General features: G+C 57.9%; 16 protein-coding genes and 2 riboswitches. Of the genes, 5 read left to right on the top strand and 11 right to left on the bottom strand.

From position 1 onward, the window contains the following. The first annotated feature begins 229 nt into the window (after nt 1-229). Nucleotides 230-832, top strand: a complete 603-nt coding sequence (locus tag AC5S3R_RS18585; protein ID WP_494268668.1) for a Crp/Fnr family transcriptional regulator — start codon at nt 230-232, stop codon at nt 830-832. 17 nt (nt 833-849) lie between these two features. Here AC5S3R_RS18585 and AC5S3R_RS18590 read toward each other — a convergent pair whose 3' ends face one another. The 3 genes from AC5S3R_RS18590 to AC5S3R_RS18600 all read right to left on the bottom strand — a co-directional run bounded on the left by AC5S3R_RS18590 (nt 850) and on the right by AC5S3R_RS18600 (nt 4,825). Next, nucleotides 850-2,661: a voltage-gated chloride channel family protein gene (locus AC5S3R_RS18590; RefSeq protein WP_494268669.1), complete on the bottom strand. Its 1,812-nt coding sequence runs from the start codon at nt 2,659-2,661 to the stop codon at nt 850-852. Nucleotides 2,662-2,672: 11 nt separating this feature from the next. Continuing rightward, a riboswitch (Fluoride riboswitch) is annotated at nt 2,673-2,743 on the bottom strand. 134 nt (nt 2,744-2,877) lie between these two features. After that, nucleotides 2,878-3,468 (bottom strand): BON domain-containing protein, encoded by a 591-nt coding sequence (locus tag AC5S3R_RS18595; protein WP_494268670.1) that lies wholly within the window; start codon nt 3,466-3,468, stop codon nt 2,878-2,880. 262 nt (nt 3,469-3,730) lie between these two features. Further along, nucleotides 3,731-4,825, bottom strand: coding sequence for a hypothetical protein (locus tag AC5S3R_RS18600; RefSeq protein WP_494268671.1), 1,095 nt, complete (start codon nt 4,823-4,825; stop codon nt 3,731-3,733). Between the two features lie 282 nt (nt 4,826-5,107). Between AC5S3R_RS18600 and AC5S3R_RS18605 the strand changes: the two genes are divergently transcribed. After that, nucleotides 5,108-6,631: a sialate O-acetylesterase gene (locus AC5S3R_RS18605; RefSeq protein WP_494268672.1), complete on the top strand. Its 1,524-nt coding sequence runs from the start codon at nt 5,108-5,110 to the stop codon at nt 6,629-6,631. Here the strand turns inward: AC5S3R_RS18605 and crcB are convergent. The 6 genes from crcB to AC5S3R_RS18635 form a co-directional block, all read right to left on the bottom strand. After that, a complete protein-coding gene (gene crcB / locus AC5S3R_RS18610) occupies nt 6,628-7,002 on the bottom strand; it encodes a fluoride efflux transporter CrcB (protein WP_494268673.1) in 375 nt (124 codons plus the stop codon). The two genes, AC5S3R_RS18605 and crcB, sit on opposite strands and share 4 nt — an antisense overlap. A 109-nt stretch (nt 7,003-7,111) precedes the next feature. Further along, a riboswitch (Fluoride riboswitch) is annotated at nt 7,112-7,191 on the bottom strand. A gap of 54 nt (nt 7,192-7,245) precedes the next feature. Continuing rightward, on the bottom strand, nt 7,246-7,803 hold the full coding sequence (locus tag AC5S3R_RS18615; protein WP_494268674.1) for an esterase/lipase family protein: 558 nt from the start codon (nt 7,801-7,803) through the stop codon (nt 7,246-7,248). A gap of 62 nt (nt 7,804-7,865) precedes the next feature. Then, entirely contained in the window at nt 7,866-8,366 is a 501-nt protein-coding gene (locus AC5S3R_RS18620) for a GNAT family N-acetyltransferase (RefSeq protein WP_494268675.1), read from the bottom strand. Nucleotides 8,367-8,424: 58 nt separating this feature from the next. Beyond that, nucleotides 8,425-9,081, bottom strand: a complete 657-nt coding sequence (locus AC5S3R_RS18625; protein ID WP_494268676.1) for an alpha/beta hydrolase — start codon at nt 9,079-9,081, stop codon at nt 8,425-8,427. Nucleotides 9,082-9,158: 77 nt separating this feature from the next. Then, on the bottom strand, nt 9,159-10,118 hold the full coding sequence (locus tag AC5S3R_RS18630; RefSeq protein WP_494268678.1) for a ring-cleaving dioxygenase: 960 nt from the start codon (nt 10,116-10,118) through the stop codon (nt 9,159-9,161). Nucleotides 10,119-10,284: 166 nt separating this feature from the next. Then, complete coding sequence (locus tag AC5S3R_RS18635; protein ID WP_494268688.1) at nt 10,285-11,046, bottom strand: Bax inhibitor-1/YccA family protein; 762 nt, start codon at nt 11,044-11,046, stop codon at nt 10,285-10,287. Between the two features lie 290 nt (nt 11,047-11,336). Here AC5S3R_RS18635 and AC5S3R_RS18640 point away from each other — a divergent pair, with 290 nt between their 5' ends. After that, entirely contained in the window at nt 11,337-12,203 is an 867-nt protein-coding gene (locus AC5S3R_RS18640) for a glutathione peroxidase (protein ID WP_494268679.1), read from the top strand. A gap of 70 nt (nt 12,204-12,273) precedes the next feature. Here the strand turns inward: AC5S3R_RS18640 and AC5S3R_RS18645 are convergent, their stop codons facing one another. Together AC5S3R_RS18645 and AC5S3R_RS18650 are read right to left on the bottom strand one after the other, a co-directional pair. After that, nucleotides 12,274-12,984, bottom strand: a complete 711-nt coding sequence (locus AC5S3R_RS18645; RefSeq protein ID WP_494268680.1) for an urea amidolyase associated protein UAAP2 — start codon at nt 12,982-12,984, stop codon at nt 12,274-12,276. Nucleotides 12,985-13,083: 99 nt separating this feature from the next. After that, the gene (locus AC5S3R_RS18650; RefSeq protein WP_494268681.1) at nt 13,084-14,166 is read right to left on the bottom strand and encodes a Vgb family protein; all 1,083 of its coding nucleotides are present in this window, start codon (nt 14,164-14,166) and stop codon (nt 13,084-13,086) included. A 528-nt stretch (nt 14,167-14,694) separates the two neighbouring features. Between AC5S3R_RS18650 and AC5S3R_RS18655 the strand changes: the two genes are divergently transcribed. Continuing rightward, entirely contained in the window at nt 14,695-17,985 is a 3,291-nt protein-coding gene (locus AC5S3R_RS18655) for a DUF1549 domain-containing protein (protein ID WP_494268682.1), read from the top strand. Nucleotides 17,986-17,998: 13 nt separating this feature from the next. Further along, the gene (locus AC5S3R_RS18660; protein WP_494268683.1) at nt 17,999-19,429 is read left to right on the top strand and encodes a DUF1501 domain-containing protein; all 1,431 of its coding nucleotides are present in this window, start codon (nt 17,999-18,001) and stop codon (nt 19,427-19,429) included. The last annotated feature ends 220 nt before the right edge of the window (nt 19,430-19,649 follow it).

Genomic DNA, 19,649 nt, shown 5'->3' on the forward strand with positions numbered 1-19,649 from the left:
GGCATGGCGCTAATGCTCCCCTGAGGCTGGCCTCTGCTTTTATACTGACCTCATAACGCCTGCTAATCTCATTGCCGGAGTTTCCGGGCAGTTTTGTGTCACTTCTCTGGATAGGAGATCGGTCATCGCTCTGAAATCTCTCGCTCCCCATAACTGTGCCACGTGCAATGCCCGAAAACCTGGATGGTTCTGCGACCTGCCCGAACACGTATTAACCGAATACGATGCGATGGGCATCCACTCGATGCTTCCGGGCGGCGCTAAGGTGTTTTCCGAAGGCCAGCCCGCACGCAAGGTTTTTGTTCTGTGCTCAGGGCGGGCAAAGCTGGTGAAGTCTTCGCCGAATGGCAAGACGTTTCTTGTCCGCGTTGCCAAGAGCGGGGATTTGCTGGGATTGAGCGCCGTACTTGCAGGCACTCCCTATGAAGTGACAGCCGAAACAATGGAACCCGTACAGATGAAAGTGTTTGACCGTGACGAATTTCTGCACTTTCTGGAACACCATGTCGAGGGCAATCAACACGCGGCTGTCAGCCTCAACAATGAATATCGCGCCGTGCTTCTGGATGCCTGTCGGCTGGCCTTATCCAATTCCATAGCAGGCAGAATGGCCAACCTGCTGCTTCAGCTTGCAAGCGAAGATGGAACCCTGGCCGAGCAACGCCCCAGGATTCACATGCCGTTTACGCATGAGGATATTGCCGCAATGCTTGGAACCACGCGCGAGTCCGTTACGCGCATTCTCAGCGATCTTAAGCGCAAACACATCCTTTCCATCTCGGGGACAAAGGCGCAGATTCTTCGCAAGAGCACACTTGAAGCTCTTATCTGAATTGATGCTTCCGCGACTCAGTCTTCGTCAGGTGTGGTAAAGGTCGGCTCGTGCTCCATCTCGATGGCTTCTTCGAGTTCTTCGCGCTCAATCTCGGCTTCAAAGCGTGCTTCTTCGCCGCGTAAGAAGACTGTGCGAACTTTGGCGAGGTGGTCTTTGTTGTGCTTCAGGAAGGCTTGCAGGTCGTGCTCGTCGCCGACCAGTTCCAGGCATTGCGGCAGGCGGGCGGGTGGAACCTCGCCAGTGTCCATGGCTAGTTCCTGATTCTTGAGATAGCCGCCGATGACGCGGTGCAAGAGCGCCTGCTCGATGCCGTGCTCGCGGGCCTGGCGCAACAGATAGCCGCCGAGGCTTTCCGGAGCGAGACGGCGCCACCACGAATCGGCGCGGCGCATCTCCGAGGCTGAAAAATAGAGGCGCAGAACGGTGAGTTGTTCCATTTCACTTCCCTCCAGGTATCCGTACACGTTGATGTCGTTCAAGAAATCCTGTGGCGCTTGTTCGCGCGTGCGGGCTACGTGCGCCAGAGACATGCCTTCTTCCACTTCTGCTGCGCGGTGCTTGCTTTTGCCCACGCGCTGCGCGTGATAGATGCCTGCGTGACCGGAGAAGAGGTAACTAACGATGCAGGCAATGGCCGCGTAAGCTCCAGCTTCTGCGCCGAAGAGCTCGATGGCCATGAGGGTGGAGGCGATGGGGGTGTTGGCGGCGGCTCCGAAGACGGCGACGAAGCCCATGCCCGCAAGCAGCGAGGGCGGCATGGGCAGAAGGTGTGAGAGCGCGTTGCCGAGCGTGGCTCCTATGTAGAAGAGCGGCGTGACTTCCCCACCCTTGAATCCGGTGCCGAGTGTGACGACGGTGAAGAGGAACTTTGCGGCGAAATCCCACGGCGGGAGGGTGGAGTGGAAGGACGCAACAATGGTGGGTATGCCGAGGCCGATGTACTTGAAGCCTCCGGTAGCGAAGACGGCTGCGGTGACGATGAAACCACCAGCGACGGGGCGAAACTCAGAGCGCGGGATGTATTTGCGTGCAACGTGGGAGACGGCGTGCGTGGCTTTTGCAAAGGCCATAGCGGTGACGCCGAAGGCGATTCCAGAGATGCCCGCATAGAAGAGTTGCGCGGCGCTGAGCTGTGGTACTTCCGCAACGTGATAGACCGTGTGTGCGATGCCGGGAACGTGGTTGGCCCAGGCACGTGTTACCAGGTCTCCGACGAAGGCTGCGAGGAAGCATGGGGCAATGGCATCATAGGTAACTTTGCCGATTACCAAGACTTCAAGGCCGAAGACTGCTCCTGCGAGCGGAGTTCCGAAGACAGAGGCAAAGCCCGCGCTGATGCCTGCCATGAGCAGAATGCGGCGGTCTGCGGGGTTGAGGCGCAGGGGGCGCGTGAGCTGGTCGGCTAGTGAGGCTCCGGTTTGGAGCGCGGTGCCTTCACGGCCAGCTGAGCCGCCAAAGAGATGCGTGATGAAGGTTCCGATGAGAATGAGCGGCGTCATGCGCAGCGGGATGACGCTTTGCGGGTCGTGTGTCTCTTCGAGGATGAGGTTGTTGCCGCCTTCTACCGATTTCCCGAAGAGCCTGTACATGAGGCCGACGCACCAGCCGGCGGGCGCTAGCAAAAGAATGAGCCAGATGTGATGCTCGCGCAAGTTGGTGGCAAACGTGAGTGAGGCCAGCAGGGCTGCCGATGCAGTTCCAGCCAGAATACCTGCGGCAGAAGCAATGGGAATCCAGCGGAGAAGGTCGAGCAGAAGCGTTATCTGGTCAGAAAAGTGACGGGGCTGGGCTGGAGACAGGGATTGAGCGAGGATGATTTTTGGCACGAGTCCTCCTACGAAATGTAGGAGTCATCAGCACCGGATCTATAACCGGGCGGGTATGGCGAACTCCATCGCCTCCTGATTGTGAAACTAGAGTAACAGTCTTGGAATGAAGGGGCAAGATGTAGCGGGGAAACGCAGACAGGCCCGGATTCTCCATTGTTTCAATATGCTGGGGCGGAGATTACCGGGCCTGTTTTCCGGGGGAAGGTGTTTAGCTTAACGGCGGAAGCCGCGGTATCCTCCGCGATATCCGTAACGATAGGGACGCCCATAGAAGCCGCGTCCTACAAAGCCAGGCCGGCCATAAATTCCTACTCCGATTCCAACGGTTGGCGCATACCCGTAGGCGTATACCGGGCGCACGGGAACCACAACCGGCGGCGTTACAACAATCGGAGCCGAAGCAACATACGCGGGCGCAGGAGGTGGAGGAGGTGCGACAGGCTCAGGAGCCGGGGCTGGAGGCACGTAACTGCTGGCCAGCTCAGGCAGGTGCCCCGTCCTATGGTGATGGCGAATGCTGGCATGCACCGGCGCGGGCGGCAGACAGGCATTGGCTGCCTCTGCTGAAGGCAGGGTGATGTCGTTGACTACTTCCTTTACGCCGGGAACCTGGCTGGCGTCGGTTGCGGCCTGTAGGCGTGCGTTGTCGTCTGTGGCCTCGCCGGTCAGAGTGGCAACGGCATTGGTTACAGCAACGTGCACGTCAGGGCTGTCGGGGCCGGAGAATGCCTGGTCGCCGGAAAGTTTGGACTGAATATCGCCTGCTAACTGCGCATCGGTACGCGCCAGTACGGGCTTGTCCATGTTTTTACATCCGGCAAGAGAGAACAAGGCGCCGGCGGCAAGCAGAAGAACGGGGGAGGACAATGTACGCATAAATAAAAACCTCGTTTGGTGCTTTTCCAATAACTCGCACAGCAAAGTTGCGAGGCGCTTCAGTCAGATAGAACACGAGGTTGGAGAAGAAGTTGCGGAAAAATCAGGGACAAAGGGAAAGAGCGGCGAGCGACAAGGAAAGTGCGGGCGTTAGTGCTTTATTTAGGTGATTTACGCGTTGCACTGCGGATTACTCGTGCTGTGCGCCCAGTGCTTTCATTCCGGAATCCATTGCGCCGGTTGAGAGCGGCTGCACGTTGTTGCTGTGTGTGGCAGTTGCGGCGGATGACAACGGTGCTGCGGAAGCGGTTTTCATGTCAGCGGGAGCTGGCTGCAGCGGACTGGAATTCGCCAATGCGGAAAGCGTCTCCGGGGTAAGCACTTCCGGTTTGCCCAATACATGGGGATAACGGCCACGGACAAGGTAGTCCACAAAGATGCCGCCTGCTACATATGGGTTCATCAGCACCAGCGGCACGGCGTAGCCGGGGGTCATCAGCGACGCAGCAACGGATTTGTTGGGGTGGCTCAGGTGGCGGTAGCCGGGCACCTGTGGAATCTCGAACTCGATGAGGCCAAGCTCAGGATGCCGCCTGCCGTAGCGAACCAGCTTGTAAGTCAGCCCTCGCGGCGTGGTCATGCCCGCGTCAGGAAAGAAGTTGCGGCCAAAGGTTTTGGGAAAGTAGAAGTTCAACAGACGGCGCGCAAAGTCGGCGCAGTTGTTGTAGGTCAGGTTGAACTCCGACTTGTTGGCACTGTCATTCAGAAAGGCAATCAGCGCATCGTCCTGCTCTTCCGTGGTGTTGAAGCGGTAGGCATAGATGCGGCGCTCGTAAGCTACGCCGATGAGTTGCGTCCAGCCGCCGTGCACGAGGTTGCCCTCAAAGACCTTTTCTCCCAGCACGCCTAGGTGCTGCTCGTGGTAGCGATTGCGCAGTTCCAACACTTTGGCGCGGTCCACGCGGTCGGGTGCATTGGCTGCGTCCTCGACCGAGTAGAGATACGGAATGAGCGGCATGGCCACCCAGTCATACCCAGCGATGCCCTGATAGCGCGCAATGACGGAGCCGGGTTCCCCCGGCTGGCAGCGGCGCAGCTTTACGGGAGTCTCGGAGCAGATACGGGAGAAATAGAGGGCGTCATGTCCAGTAGGGTTCAGCATGCCGAAAAAGCCGTATGGCTCTTCCATCAGCAGCGCAGCCTGGGAGTGGGCGCATGGCAGGAGGCCGCATGCCGCAAGCAGCCCAAGAAGACAGGCAAAGAGGCGGCAACGCAAAAACAACATCAGACCTCCTGAAAACAAGAAAGGATGGGGAAGATCCCTTTATTCGCTAGGACGTAATTTTTCGACGTGAATTGCGGTTGCGGTCAGGCATTGCGCCCTCGAAAGCAAAATCTGGAGCACTTACACGCACTATTCACCCAATCTTAACTCGATTTGAAACGAAAAGTTGTGGATTGGTTGTCTGCTTGCCGTTGCAGCGTACTTTAAGCGTCAGCTAGAAGCACGCGTGCTTCATCTGATAGCGTTTTCTTTCTTGAGTTTTTCTCTGGAGAGCGAATTGGAATGGGGACAGCCTTGAAGCTGCATGCGATGTTGTGGGGTTCTTTGTTGAGCTTGACTGCGGGGTTGACTCAAACTGCCGGGGCGCAGGTAACCATTCCGAAGATTTTTTCTGACCACATGGTGGTGCAACGCGATTTGCCGGTGCATGTGTGGGGACTGGCTCCGCTGGGCGACCACATTACTGTTAGCTTTCGCGGTGAGTCGCGCACGGTGGCTGTGAATCGCATTGGGCGCTGGAGTGTCTATCTGAGGCCCGGCGAGGCGGGCGGGCCGTTTGAAATGACCGTGAAGGGCGAAGCCAGCAGCGACCAGACTGCAACTTTTCACGATGTTCTTGTGGGCGATGTGTGGGTGGCTTCCGGCCAGTCGAACATGGAGTTTGCAATGCGCCAGACGGAGACCGCTGCGCAAGATTTGCCCAAGGCCGACAATCCGAATATTCGGCTGTTGACAGTGAATAAGAAGTCTGCCGACTTTCCGCAAGAGGATATTGAGACGAGCGGATGGGCCGCTTCGACGCCGCAAACAGCACATGATTTCTCTGCGGTGGCGTGGTACTTTGCGCGGGAGATTGAGCAGAAGGAGCACGTGCCGGTTGGCGTGATTCATTCTTCGTGGGGCGGCACAGTTGCTGAAGCATGGGTACGCATGACCGCGCTTGGCGAAGATGCCGCGCTGAATCCGCTTTTTGCTTCTCGCGGAAGGATGCTTGATAGCGAGAATGATAACCGCCGCTCCATTGATGACGAACTGAAGCAGATTGCCGAAGCCAAAGCGTCAGGCAGGCCGCTGCCCAGTTTTGCGTGGCATGCTCCGCTGCCTACGTGGGGGCCAGGGAATCTATATAACGGTATGATTGCGCCGCTTACTCCGTTTCCTATTCGCGGGGCTATCTGGTACCAGGGCGAGAGCAACAGCGCGCTGGAGCGCTGGCCGCTTTACAACCGCATCATGCGTGCTCTGATTGAAGATTGGCGGCGCGAGTGGGCTGTTGGCGACTTCCCTTTCCTCTACGTGCAGATTGCCAACTTCAAGTCCACGGAACTGGAAGACTGGGCGGACCTGCGCCAACAGCAGGTGGAGACGCTGGGGCTTCGCAATACGGCGATGGCCGTGACGATTGATATTGGCAATCCTGATAATGTGCATCCTACGGACAAGGTGGATGTGGGACATCGGCTTGCGCTTGCGGCGCGTGCGCTCAACTATGGCGAGTCTGTTGAATACTCAGGACCGCTCTTCCGGCAGGCTGTGCCGGAGAATGGCGCGATGCGTGTATGGTTCAATCACGCAAAGGGGCTCACGGCAAAGGGCGGCAGCGTGACAAGTGTGGAAGTGGCAGGCAAGGATAGGAAGTTTGTTGCGGCGAAGGCTGTGATTGAGGGAGATACGCTTGTCACATCCAGCCCCGATGTGCCGAATCCGCTCTACGTACGCTATGGGTGGGCCAACAGCCCGCAATGTAATCTCTTTAACGGCGCGGGGCTTCCTGCTTCTCCGTTTACTTCAGTCAAACCTTACTAGAGACGCTGGGCGATTGCGGAGCCAAGCCACGTGGCTCCGAGGCCCAGCGCAAAACTGGATACCGCGTACAGCGCTGCTGTGGCAAAGGCTCCAGTGCGCATGGTGGATAGCGTTTCCCACTCGAAGGTGGAGAAGGTGCTGTATGCGCCGATGAATCCAACAGGAACGAGATAGCGCCACGCGGGATTGATGTCCGTGCGCTCGCCGATGAAGGTCAGCGTAAAGCCGATGATGATGCACGCAGTGATATTTACCACCAGCGTTCCATAAGGAAAGCGCATGCCCATGCGGCCGGCAACCACGGCGCCAACCCAATAACGCGTAATGGAACCCAGCGCGCCCCCCAATGCAATCAGCAGATATTTCTGCAAGAAAGAATCTCCTCGTTGTCACAATGCAGCACGGCTCACGACTGCGCAATCGACTGCAGGATAATTTTTCAGGGAGATGCACGGCCGGGACAATTCTCCACGACAGGCACCCCTGCCAGGAGTCATCATCTGTCCGAGCCGCAAAAGGCAGGACAGCGGTTAAGGGGGAACTCCATCCCCGCTGAGATTGATTAAAGTTGCGAGTGTTGTTGTGTGTCAAGATTTGTTGATGTGAGCTGGAGGTTATACGTCCCTGGTTTGTTGCTTTTGAAACCAATTCCACCACTGCTGACTGAAGTTGTCGTCCCATATGAGAGCAGCATGTGGCTTGATGGGAGAGGCGGAAGTGTCGAAGGTGTGGTTGACGGCGTGCTTGTCGAAAGCGGGACGCCATTGCCTGTCAGAACCGAACCTTTGCATCCAGTCACGCTTGGTAGAGAGATTGTAGAAGCGCTGGATGTTTGGACCGGGAGTGTAGCTTTTTGAGCGACGTGCGGGCTTGTTCAGAGTGATGAGCAGGCTAATGGGGTGGGCAAGGCCGAGGCGCGATGCTGCGAGGGCAACGTTGCCGCCGTGGCTGTGCGCGATTATGTTGAGAGGCTCGCCGATGGCGAAGGTGTGGCTTGCGATGAGGGCGCGGAGTTTTTCTGCAGCTTCAAGGCGGGCGGCGTCTGAGTTGCCGCCGGGCCAATGAAAGAAATGAACGGGAGCGCCGAGGGATTCTGCGTAAGCGAAGAGGATGTTGTCCGGGCCCCATCCGCCATGACGCTGCCAATCTGTTCCGGGAACAAGGATGGTCATCGAGAGAGAAAGATTACCTTCCTGTTCAGAATAGAACAGCTACGCACAATGCTTCCCTGCCCTTACCAGCGCTTTTCATAGCAGAGAAAGCGTAGACCGGGACGGAATCCGAGGTCGATTTCTCCGGCGAAGGTGTAGCCAAGTTTCGGGAAGAGTTTTTGCGTGGCTGCGTTGTTGGAGTTGGTATCCACGCGCAGAATGGAGATGCCGCGCTCTTTTGCAACCGCCTCAGCCTGCTGCATGAGTGCTACGGCTACTCCCTGCCCGCGAAAGGCGGGGTCAACGGCGACACGATGAACAACAATGGCCGCTTCTGCAATATCCCAGCCCACCTTGGCGTATTCTGGCTCCTGATCCGTGGTGACGGCCGCAACTCCAGCAATCTGGTTGTCGATTTCCGCAACCCATAGCTGGTGATTTTCAATATCGCGGGTAAAGACGGTGGGGTTCGGATAAGCATCGTCCCATTGCAGGTTGCCGCTGGCGCGCATGAGCGGAACAACGCGGCGAATAAGCTGCATGATTGCTTCGAGGTCTTCCGTTGTCGCTTGCCGGATTTGCATGAGATGTATTTATGCTAGTCGATCCTTCAAGCTTGCGCTTGAAGGATGGGCTATGTGCTTACTTTGCCGCGGGCGTGAATGCTTTGGCGAGAATATTGCGGGCCATCTCCGCTTCTTCGCGGATGATGGTGTGCGGGCGCATGGGGTACTGGCGAAGCTCGACGGCCGCGCCCATGGCTTCATATTGCCTGGCCGACTCTTCTACGCGAATCCATGGAACATGCGGGTCAGGATCGCCGGAACTGAAGAGAACCGGGGTGCCTTCGAGTGAGCCGGGATGCGTCAGGTCCATGCCGGAAGGGCCAATGAGGCCGCCGGTAAAGGCGATGACCGCAGCGTAACGGCGTGGGTGGCGGGCTACGTACTCCGAGGTGAGGCAAGCGCCCTGCGAGAAACCTGCGATGGCGATGCGGTCCGACGAGATTCCAGCAGACAGGCAACGCTGGACTACAGACTCGACAAGGTCAAGGGCTGAGGAAAGATACGGCTCATTCTGCGCAATGGGCGCCATGAACGAGTAGGGATACCATGTGTATCCAGCGGCCTGCGGAGCTACCAAGGCGATGTCGGGCGGCGCAATCTCCTGGCCAAGGCCGAGGATATCGGCGGCGGAGCCTCCGCGGCCATGGAGAACAATGAGAACACCGTTGGACGAGCGCAGTGGCGCGCCCGCTTCGTAGACTTCCGCATTGGCATGGGGGCCTGTGAGTGACATTGGGAACATCTCTCCTTCGCTATCGAAGTATTTGATGTCACATGGTTCGATTTGGTTCCAAAGCGGAAAACAGTTCTTCAGGCGGGCTTCTGATAATGCAGCGTGATGGGCTCGACGAGGTTTTCAATCACGTTGCGGCGACCTTCAAGCCAAGGCGGAAGCTTGAGACCTTCGCCGAGGGTTTCAATGGGCTCATCAAAGGTGAAGCCCGGCGGGTCGGTGGCGATTTCAAAGAGGACTCCGCCCGGCTCGCGGAAGTAGATGGAATGAAAGTACTGGCGGTCCAGAACCGGCGTGATGTTGAGGTTGAGATTCTTGAGTGTTTCGCGCCATTCCAATTCCGAGGCGTCCGTAGGGACGCGGAAAGCAATGTGATGCACGGAGCCGGCGCCCATACGGCCATAGGTGAGTTGTGTTTGCACCAGGATGTCGATGTAGTTGGCGAGCGCCGTGCCGGGGGCCGTGGAGGTGAAGCGAAAACGATTCCCCTCGCTGGTGGTCTGCTTATAGCCCATGGTTTCCAGAACATTCGCCGTTGATTCGAAACCGCCTTCGCAGAGCGTAACGCCAGAGAAACCGTGGATGCCGTGCTTCGCAGGCACATCACTGTGGCGCGCAGGCTTAGGGGCATCGCCTTCTGCGTCGCCAATCAGCTCGAGCCTGGTGCCATCGGTATCGGCAAAGGTAAGAACGCGTTTGCCGAAGCGATCGGGGGCTGCTTCCACGGGGACATGAGCGTCCGCGAGGCGCTTTTCCCAGTAGTCGAGTGAAACTGCGGGAACACTGAAGGAGGTTGCGGAGGTTTCTCCGATACCGCCGGAGCCGCGGGTGGCGTGCGGCCAGGGGAAGAAGGTCAGCAGGGTGCCGGGGGAGCCTGCATCGTCTCCGAAATAAAAATGATAGGTGCCGGAGTCGTCAAAGTTAACGGTGCGCTTGACGAGGCGCAGACCGAGAAGCTCGGTGTAGAAATCAAGATTGCGCTGCGGGTCTGAGGCGATGGCGGTCACATGGTGCAGACCAACAATTGGATCAGGCATGGCAATACCCCCTGTTCAAGACTTGCATTGGAACACAGGAGATGTGAAAAAGGAAACCGGAACGGCAGTTATCAGAGATCAGGTTTCAGGGGTCAGTCTCGCTATTGAGGCAAACACATGCCCTCAGGCACAATCTGGTCCTTGAAACCTATCCCCTGATCTCTATTTAGCGGCGGTCGTTGAGCTTGGCTAGCAGGCGGAGGATTTCAAGGTACAGCCATACCAGCGTGACCATGATGCCGAAGGCCCCGTACCACTCCATGTACTTGGGCGCGCCTGCATAGACTCCGCGCTCGACGAAGTCGAAGTCGAGGACGAGATTGAGGGCGGCGATGACGACCACGATAATGCTGAAGCCGATTCCGATGGGGCTGGAGCCGTTGAGCATGAGGAAGTGGACGCCGAAGAAGCCCGCAATCATCTGGACGAAGTAGAAGAGCGCGATTCCGCCGGTGGCTGCGGCAACGCCGATGGCGAACTTCTGCGTAACGCGGATGAGGCCAGAGCTGTAGACAAGCAGCATGGCCAGCAGCGTTCCGAAAGTGAGGCTAACGGCCTGAATACCGATGCCGGGGTAGCGAAGCTCAAAGGCCGCGGAGATGCCGCCGAGAAAGAGACCTTCGCAAAGTGCGTACAACGGCGCGGTGATGGGCGACCATGCCTGCTTGAAGATGGTGACCATGGAAAAGATGAGGCCGCCGATAACTCCAAGCAAAAGCAAGCCGGAGACCGCTGCCATGTCACGGGTTTCCGTGAACAGGTGCCAGGTGTACATGGCACTGGCAAGGGCGCACAACAGCAGGACGCCGGTCTTGTTGACGGTGCCGCGCAGTGTCATGCGGGCAGAGGCATCAATGGCTCCGCCGAAGTTGCCACCGTACTGCGAGCGGAAAGTCTGGTCGTTGAATGCGGGGTTTGAGGTCTTCATTAAAGGCACGGCTGACTGCTCCTTAGAAGGTTGGATGCGGCGGTGCTCCGCACGATGCGGAGAAGCGCAGCCTTCCCTCGTCTTCTATTTTAAATCGGTGGGGATTCTATGCGCCTGAACCCGGGCCTGCCGGGAGAACCGCATAATGCGAATACGCGGTTGTCATGGAGGCACGACACTCATCTATTACGCCGATAAACAAACGCTATACTCGGTGAAATGCGCCAACATCCCCGCTAGAATGAAGCTGTCAGCCGCACGTACATTCACTTTTTCAGGAATCATTGACTATGCGAAAGATAGTGTGGGGCTGTGCCCTGCTGCTTGCCTGTCTGCAAACCGGCGTTGCGCAACAGGACGCTGCCAAGCCGAAAGATCCGTCGAGGACCGTAAAGCCCAAGGCACAGCCGGATGCTGAGAAGCCCGCTGGCGAAGGCGAGGGTGCACCTTCCGGCGGTGGACGCCGTGGGGGCAATCGCGGCGGTGGCGGGGAGAAATCTGACAAAACGGAGAGGTCGATTTATGACTTTGAGCTGCCGGGCGCGGATGGCAAGGGCATACCGATGTCAGAGTTCAAGGGCAAGGTGATTCTGCTGGTGAACCTGGCGCGGCAGTCCAGCTACAACGAGCAACTGCCGGGCCTCATCAAGCTGAGCGAGCAATTCAAGGATAAGGGGCTCGTTGTGATTGGTGTTCCTTCCAACGATTTTGGTGCGGGCGAGCCGGGGACCGATGCTGAGATTCAAAAGGCTTATGCCGATGCGAAGGTTCCCTTTCCAATCATGGCGAAATCGCTGCTCATTGGGGACCAGCAACTGCCGCTGTATGAGTTTCTGACCAAGGGCGAGCCTGGTTCTGGTGGCGGACGCAGCGGCAATGGCGGACAAGGTGGCGGGCCCGGAGGCAGTGGTGGTGCATCGAGCTCTGCTACTGACGATGTGCATTGGAACTACACTAAGTTTCTGATTGACCGCAACGGCAAAACGGCGGCACGGCTTGATCCGGATGCAACACCGGATTCAGCAGAGATGCAGGCAACACTCGACAAGATTTTTGATGACTCCGAAGAGAAACCGCGTGGAGGCCGACCCGGCGGACGCCAGCAGCAAGCTCCAGCCAAAGCTTCCAATGGCGAACCGAAGAACTCAAATATCTGAACTGTTCATACAATCAAGAAGAGAGCCGCAGGCGATGCCTGCGGCTCTCTTCTTTTGAATTTCCAGACCACTATGCAGACCAGATGAGAACTTCTACCGGCGTGGGGTTATAGGCGTTGCAAGGGTTGTTCAACTGCGGGCAGTTAGAGATAAGAATCAGCACATCCATCTCCGCGCGCAGCTCCACATATTTGCCCGCATCAGAGACACCGTCTTCAAACGTCAGCCCGCCATCCGGCGTTACCGGCACATTCATGAAGAAGTTGATGTTAGCGGCAATGTCCTGCTTGCCCAGCTGAATTCCGCTCTGCTCCGACCAGTCGAGCGCGCCCTTTACAAAGCTCTGCCGGCAGGCGTGCATCGGCTTCTTCTCGATCGCGTAGCGAACCTGGTTGGACTCCTGCGCACAGGCTCCGCCAAGCGTGTCATGGCGTCCGCAGGTGTCCTCCACAATGGTCAGCAGCACGTTGCCCTCGGTTGAGTACAGCTTTGTGCCCGTGGTCAGATAGATGTTGCCGTTTTCGCGGATGGTGTCCTGCGCGCTGTAACGGTCGGTGTAGTCATGTGCGTTATAGAAAAGCGTGTCGGCGGCCTGGTTGCCTTCCAGGTCCACAATGCGCACATGCTGGCCTTTTTCAATTGCGCGCACAAAATACGTGCCCGCCTCTACAGTTGCGCGAAAAATTGCATCATCCACCTTGCGCGCACCAGCCGAAGTTGCAGCCTCTTCCTGCGGTACGGAAGCCGGCTCGGTGGACGGCAGACTTGTTGAATTTGGCAAGGGACGCTCCTTTGTTGCAGTGTCCACCACTAAGGGGAAGTAAAAGCGGAGTCGAAGTTTCCCGAATTTCCGCGCATGGAACGGTTACTACAATAACAGCTACTTTTGGTCGGGTGAAATACGCCACACGTTTTGCTGGCGAAGATTGGAAAGCCACACAGAGCCATGCCCAAAGCGCACGCCGTCGCCGCCCTGTCCGCCCCATTGCTTAACCACAGCGTTGGTTTTGGCATCGACCTGAGTGAGCGGAAAATCAAACAGCGCGGCCCACACGGAACCTTCTCCGAAAGTAATTTCGCCACCGGGACCGGGAAGACCTGCTTGAATCGTCGCGACAAGCTTGCCGGTCTTTTCGTCTACACGGCTGATGGTGCCATCGCCCTGGTTGAGCGTCCAGATGGAGCCTGCACCTGCCGTCAAAAAGCGCGGCTTGGGGCCGATGGGAATTGTGGCTATAACGGCGTTTTTCTTTGGGTCTACCTTCAAGAGCGAGTCATGCTCAAAGGACGATACCCAGACAAAACCATCGCTGAAGGTGGGGTTATCCGAGCCACCTGGCAATTCAATGGAAGCAGCAACATTGTTAGTCGCCGGGTCAATACGAACCAGCGTAGAAGGCTTGGTGACAATCCAGACAGAGCCAGCGCCAACCGTAATGCCGCCTTCTGAGTTGGCGGGATCGGCGGCGATTTCTGCGACCGACTTACCTGTGGCCGGATCGATGCGCACTACATTGTGGTTCCCGCAGCTCGGAGCCCAGATGGAGCCGAATCCATCTGCAAGGCCGGAGCAGGGGCGCTTCACATCAGCTATCACGCCAACTGTATTTGTCGCAGCTATGAGCTGCACCACATGGTTGGCGCGGGCCGAAGAGACCCAAACGGAGTCCTTGGAGGGGATCGACCAGTCCGGGCTACCTTCTACCGGAAAAACAGCGGCGGGGAGTAGTTCCGAGAGCGGCCTGGAGACGCCGGGCTTGTTGACGCCGGGAGGAACAATGCGCGGCGGGCGGTGCTGCTGCGCACCCATTGGAGTTCCGCCAGACAAAGGCGCTCCGGCAGGCGGCATTGGTGGGGCGGCAGGCTCCTGCCCTGTTGCCCCAAGCGCTGCAGTTGCAAAGACACACCCGGCCAAAGCCAGCGCCCGTGCGGGCCGGCACACACCCTGTTCCAGAGACAGCATACTCAACAAGAACTCCCAAGTATGGAGGTACTGCCCTATACCGGCACAGCGACTCCTCGAAAATGCGGATTTTCTCTACTACACCAGCATCCGGCAAAGAATTGCGTGAACATTGATATTTTCTATCGATGCGATAGAGGAAATTAAACCAATAGGGATTATCTATACCCCCGATTAGCCTCATTCATAGAGCAAATTTTCGCGCCGTTTCCACCGTATATTGATTACACACGTGCAAGATCAGGCTCTCTCGCCTTTGCTGTGCGGTCTTCCGGCAAAGAGATTGCAATACCAGTGGAGCATGTAAGTGAGACGGAAAACTGAGTTCAGCCAAGGCCCTTGCCGGGTTCTCGCCGTATTGCAGTTGCAAGCGGCTTCGGGCTTTTTCGTGCTCTTGCTTCGTTTCCATCAGCGTGCACTGCACCTGTCTCATTTCCACCCCGCCGTTTTCATGCGGGGTTTTGTACGCGAAATTCTGTTGCAGTTGAACCCACGTTTCATAGAGACATGGCTTCCCGGAGAAACACGATGAAAGTTGTGCAAGGTCTTACTGGCTGTACCGCACCCGCCTTGGCATTGGCGTTGGCACTGACCAGTGGCAATATTGCAACCGTAGAAGGCGCTCAGAGCCAGGCCGCTGCAAAGGATGCTGCCGCGCCTCGCGCCGCGGCAGGCGGCGCTGCTTCCGGCAGCACCGACCCTTCCAGCGTTAAGTTCTTCGATGAAAAGATTCGCCCCGTTCTAGCGGAAAACTGCTACAAGTGCCACACCACGGAGGCCATGGGCGGCCTTCGCGTGGATTCCATCAAGGACATGCTGGCGGGTGGCGACTCCGGCCCGGCCATCATTGCAGGCAATCCGGACAACAGCCTCCTTATCACAGCCGTAAAGCAGAGCACGGACCTGAAGATGCCGCCACGCGGCAAAAAGCTCTCCGACAGCGAGATTGAGGCGCTGGTGCAGTGGGTTAAGAACGGCGCCGCGTGGGATGACAACGAGGCCGCCAAGCCCGTTGTTCCGCAGATGACGCAGGTTGCGGCCAAGGGCACGCCGGGCGAGGAGTTCTTCGAGAATAAGATTCGCCCCATCTTTGTGAATGAGTGCAGCGGATGCCACGGCTCCCGTCAGGCCGGCGGTCTGGATGTGACTACGCGGGACGGCTTGCTGAAAGGCGGCAAGACTGGCCCCGCGATTGTTGCTGGAGATCCGGGTAAGAGCCTGCTCATCTCTGCCGTCCACCAGGAAGGCGAGCTCAAGATGCCGAAGGGCGGAAAGCTCTCCGACGAACAGGTTGCCGACCTCTCCGAATGGGTCAAGATGGGCGCACCGTGGCCCAAGGTCACGCAGGAGATGCAATCGAATGGCCGCGTGGTAACGGATTCCTCGCGCCGCTTCTGGTCGTTCGTGCCCATCAAGCAGGTCGCGGTGCCCACCGTCAGCGATCCTGACCACTGGGCAAAGACAGATATCGACAAGTTTGTGCTGGCCAAGTTGCAGGAGAAGGGGCTCAAGCCCGCGGCCATGGCTGACAAGCGCACGCTCATCCGCCGCGCCACGCTGGACCTGACGGGCCTGCCTCCAACGCCGGAAGAAGTAGAAGCATTCGAGAAAGACTCGTCTCCCGATGCTTTCGCAAAGGTTGTCGATCGCCTGCTGGATTCGCCGCGTTACGGCGAGCGCTGGGGACGGCACTGGCTGGACGTTGCGCGCTATGCCGATGACGATATTCGCGGCCTCGACCCGCGTGGCCGTGGCTACATGCCGCTCGATGGCGCGTATGTCTATCGCGACTGGGTTATCAAGGCCGTAAACGATGACCTGCCCTATGACAAGTTCATCAAGATGCAGCTTGCCGGGGATTTGATGTCGAAGAATCCCACACCGGAGATGCTTAAGGCTACCGGTTACCTGGGCGGAGCACCGTGGATATGGGACCAGGCCGAGCCGGTGCAGGGCCGTGCCGACGAGCGCAACGAGCGCATCGACGCCGTAACACGCGGCATGCTGGGCCTAACCGTAGCCTGCGCGCGCTGCCATGACCATAAGTACGACCCCGTGCTGCAGCGCGACTACTACGCATTGGGCGGCATCTTCGCCAGCTCCACTTACAAGGAGTACAACTTCGTTCCCGACGCCGAGGTGCAGTTTGCCAAGGAGAAGTTCGAGAAGAAGGATAAGCAGGACGAGGCCATGCAGGCCTACACCAAGAGCGTTGCCGATTCCCTTGCGCAGGCTTATGCGGCGCAGACCGACCAGTACATGGTGGCGGCATGGCGCGTACTCGGCAAGCCGAAGATGAAGGTGGAAGACGCCGCCGACCAGGCGCGTCTTGATCCGGAGATGCTGGAGCGTTGGGTAAAGTTCGTGCAGAAGAAGCCGAGCTACTACCCGTACCTCAAAGACTGGCAGATGATGATTGCGCAGGGCGGCACGGAAGACCAGGCCAAGTTCCTTGCGGAAAGCTTCAAGAACCGCATTATCGCCCTCCAGATTGAGCACAAGGCTCTTGAAGACGAGAACGACAAAATCAAGGCCAAGGCTGGTGTGCCCACGCGGCGCAAGAAAGACGCCAAGCCGAACGAGTTCGAGACGTATGACGAGTTCTGCCCCGGCTGCACGCTGGAGTTGAAGGTGCTTGCGCCTGAAAAGGCTAATCTCTACACGGACCTCTTCGAGCGTTCGCTGTCATCTGACTCCGAGCGCGGCGATCCTGCCCTGTTTGTCTTCCGTGGATGGGAGCTGGCGCGGCGGCTTGGCCCAGTAGAGCAGGCGTATCTAACCGCCAACAGCGGCCCCGGAGCCGGTGGCCCCGGCGGCGGACGCCGTGGCGGTCCGCAGAACACAGCGGAGTATCCCTTTGTTCACGGCATGGCGGACAAGCCACAAGCCGTCAACATCAACCTTGATCTGCGCGGCAATCCACACACGCACGGCGAGACAGTTCCACGCGCCTTCCTTACTGTGCTCAGCACGCCGGACAAGAAGCCTTATACGCAAGGTAGCGGACGCCTGCAGTTGGCGGACGATATCGTAGCCAGCCCGCTTGCCAGCCGCGTTTGGGTAAACCGCGTATGGAAGTGGCACTTCGGCACCGGCATCGTCAACACGCCAGATAATTTCGGCGCAATTGGCGATGCTCCTTCCGACCCCGAATTGCTGGAGTACCTTGCCGGACACTTCCGTGAAGAAGGCATGTCGCTCAAGAAGCTGCAACGCGAGATTATGCTTTCGGCTGTCTATCAGCAATCGACGAAGGAAAGCGACGTTGCGAAAGAGAAGGACCCGAACAACCGCCTCTACTCGCACTTCCCTCTGCAGCGCCTGGATGCTGAGCAGCTTCGCGACTCGATGCTCTTCGTTGCGGGTGACCTCGATACGTCAAAGATGGGCGGCCCGGCAAAGGACTTCAGCGTGGACAACGTGCGCCGCACAGTCTATGCCAAGGTCAGCCGCTTCCGCATCGACCCATTCCTGCAGGCCTTCGACTTCCCGAACCCCACGTTCACAGCAGAGCAGCGCTTCTCCACTAACGTTCCGGTGCAGCGCCTCTACTTCATGAACAACACCTTCGTTTACTCGCAGGCAGGCAAGCTAGCTGAGCGGCTTAACGCCAAGCCTGACGATATCGCCAAAATTACCGAAGCCTATCGCCTCCTCTATGGCCGCGCACCCAAGCCGGAAGAGTTAGCGATCGGTGTCAACTTCTTGAAGACCACGCCTGAAAAGCCCGGCTATGTTGTTGGCCAGGAGCCCATCACCGCGTGGAAGCAGTACGCACGAATTTTGTTCAGCTCGAATGAGTTTGAGTTCCTCAACTAACAGGAGATGCAACATGCCGTGTCTTAGACCGAATCCAATCACTCGTCGCGATGCGCTGCGCAAGATCGGCGGCGGCTTCGCAATGATGAGTTTTGCAGGACTCATCGGCGAGCAGATCGCCAAGGCGGACGTTACCAATCCCAACAGCCCGTGGATGATTAAGGACCCGCACTTCAAGCCGAAGGCCAAGCATGTCATCTTCCTGTTTATGAACGGCGGCCTCTCGCACATCGACAGTTTTGACCGCAAGCCGATGCTGGAGAAGTACAACGGGCAGCCCATGCCCGGCGGCGATCTTGGCCACGAGCGCAAGACCGGGTCGCTGATGAAGTCGCCCTTCTCATGGAAGCGCTACGGCCAGAGCGGCATGGAAGTCAGCGAGCTATTCCCGAATGTAGGCGAGTGCGCCGACGACATCTGCTTTGTGCGCTCCGTCTTCACGGAAATTCCGAACCACGAGCCCGCGCTCATCATGATGAACACCGGCGCCAACGTCTCCGGGCGTCCTTCTATGGGCTCATGGCTCACCTACGGCCTCGGCACCGACAACAAGAACCTGCCCGGCTTCGTGGTTCTCTGCCCGCAGGTGCCCACAACCGTTGGCCCGCCGCTGTGGAGCGCAGGCTTCCTTCCCGCCGTGCACCAGGCAACGTATGTTTCAACGGACACACGCTCCAAGGAATTCGACCCCTACAAGCTGATTCCGAATATTCACAACGAGCGTTTCGACCTGGAGCAGCAGCGCAAGGAGCTGGACGCAATTGCCAAGCTCGACAAGCTAAACATGCAGGACACCGAAGCCGACCCGCAGCTTGAGGCCACCATCGGCTCCATGGAAACAGCTTTCCGCATGCAAACCGAAGCTCCGGATGTTTTCGACGTGCGCAAGGAGAGCGAGGCCACCATCAAGATGTACGGCGAAGGCTCCACAGCGCGCGGCTGCCTCACCGCTGCCCGCCTCATTGAGCGCGGCGTGCGTATGGTACAGGTGTATTACTCCTCCGGCGATCCGTGGGACGCGCATCAGGATATCCAGGCGCACCGCAAAAATGCTAAGGACTCCGACCAACCCTTCGCAGCACTTGTTAAAGACCTCAAAGCCCGTGGCCTCTTCGATGAGACCATCATCGTCTGCGGCTCCGAGTTTGGCCGCACGCCTGTTGTGGAGCTTGGCGGTTCCGGCATCCACGCTGGCCGCGACCATAACCCGCATGGATTCACCATGTGGCTGGCCGGTGGAGGCATCAAGGGCGGCATGACCTATGGCGCCACCGATGACTTCGGCTGGAAGGTCGTGGACAAGCCCGTACACGTGCACGACATTCACGCCACCATCCTCTACCTGCTCGGCATTGACCACACCAAGCTCACCTATCGCAACAGCGGCCGCGATTTCCGTCTCACGGACGTTTCCGGCAAGGTGATTCACGACATCATCGCCTAGCGTAAAATTTACCTTCCACCAAGGCCTTTCCGGCATCCCCGGAAAGGCCTTTCTGCTGCACATTTTTTAATCGCTTAAATACATCAAATCGCCAGTCTTTATGCGGTCCTCACGCATACCGCATTTCTCCCACGATCCAAGTGATTCCTGTCATAGAAATTCGCAATATATGTCCGTTTGACAGTCCATTCACTCTACAGTCGGAATCAGCAAATCGTAA

Source organism: Occallatibacter sp. FHG110214_02, assembly GCF_059115385.1.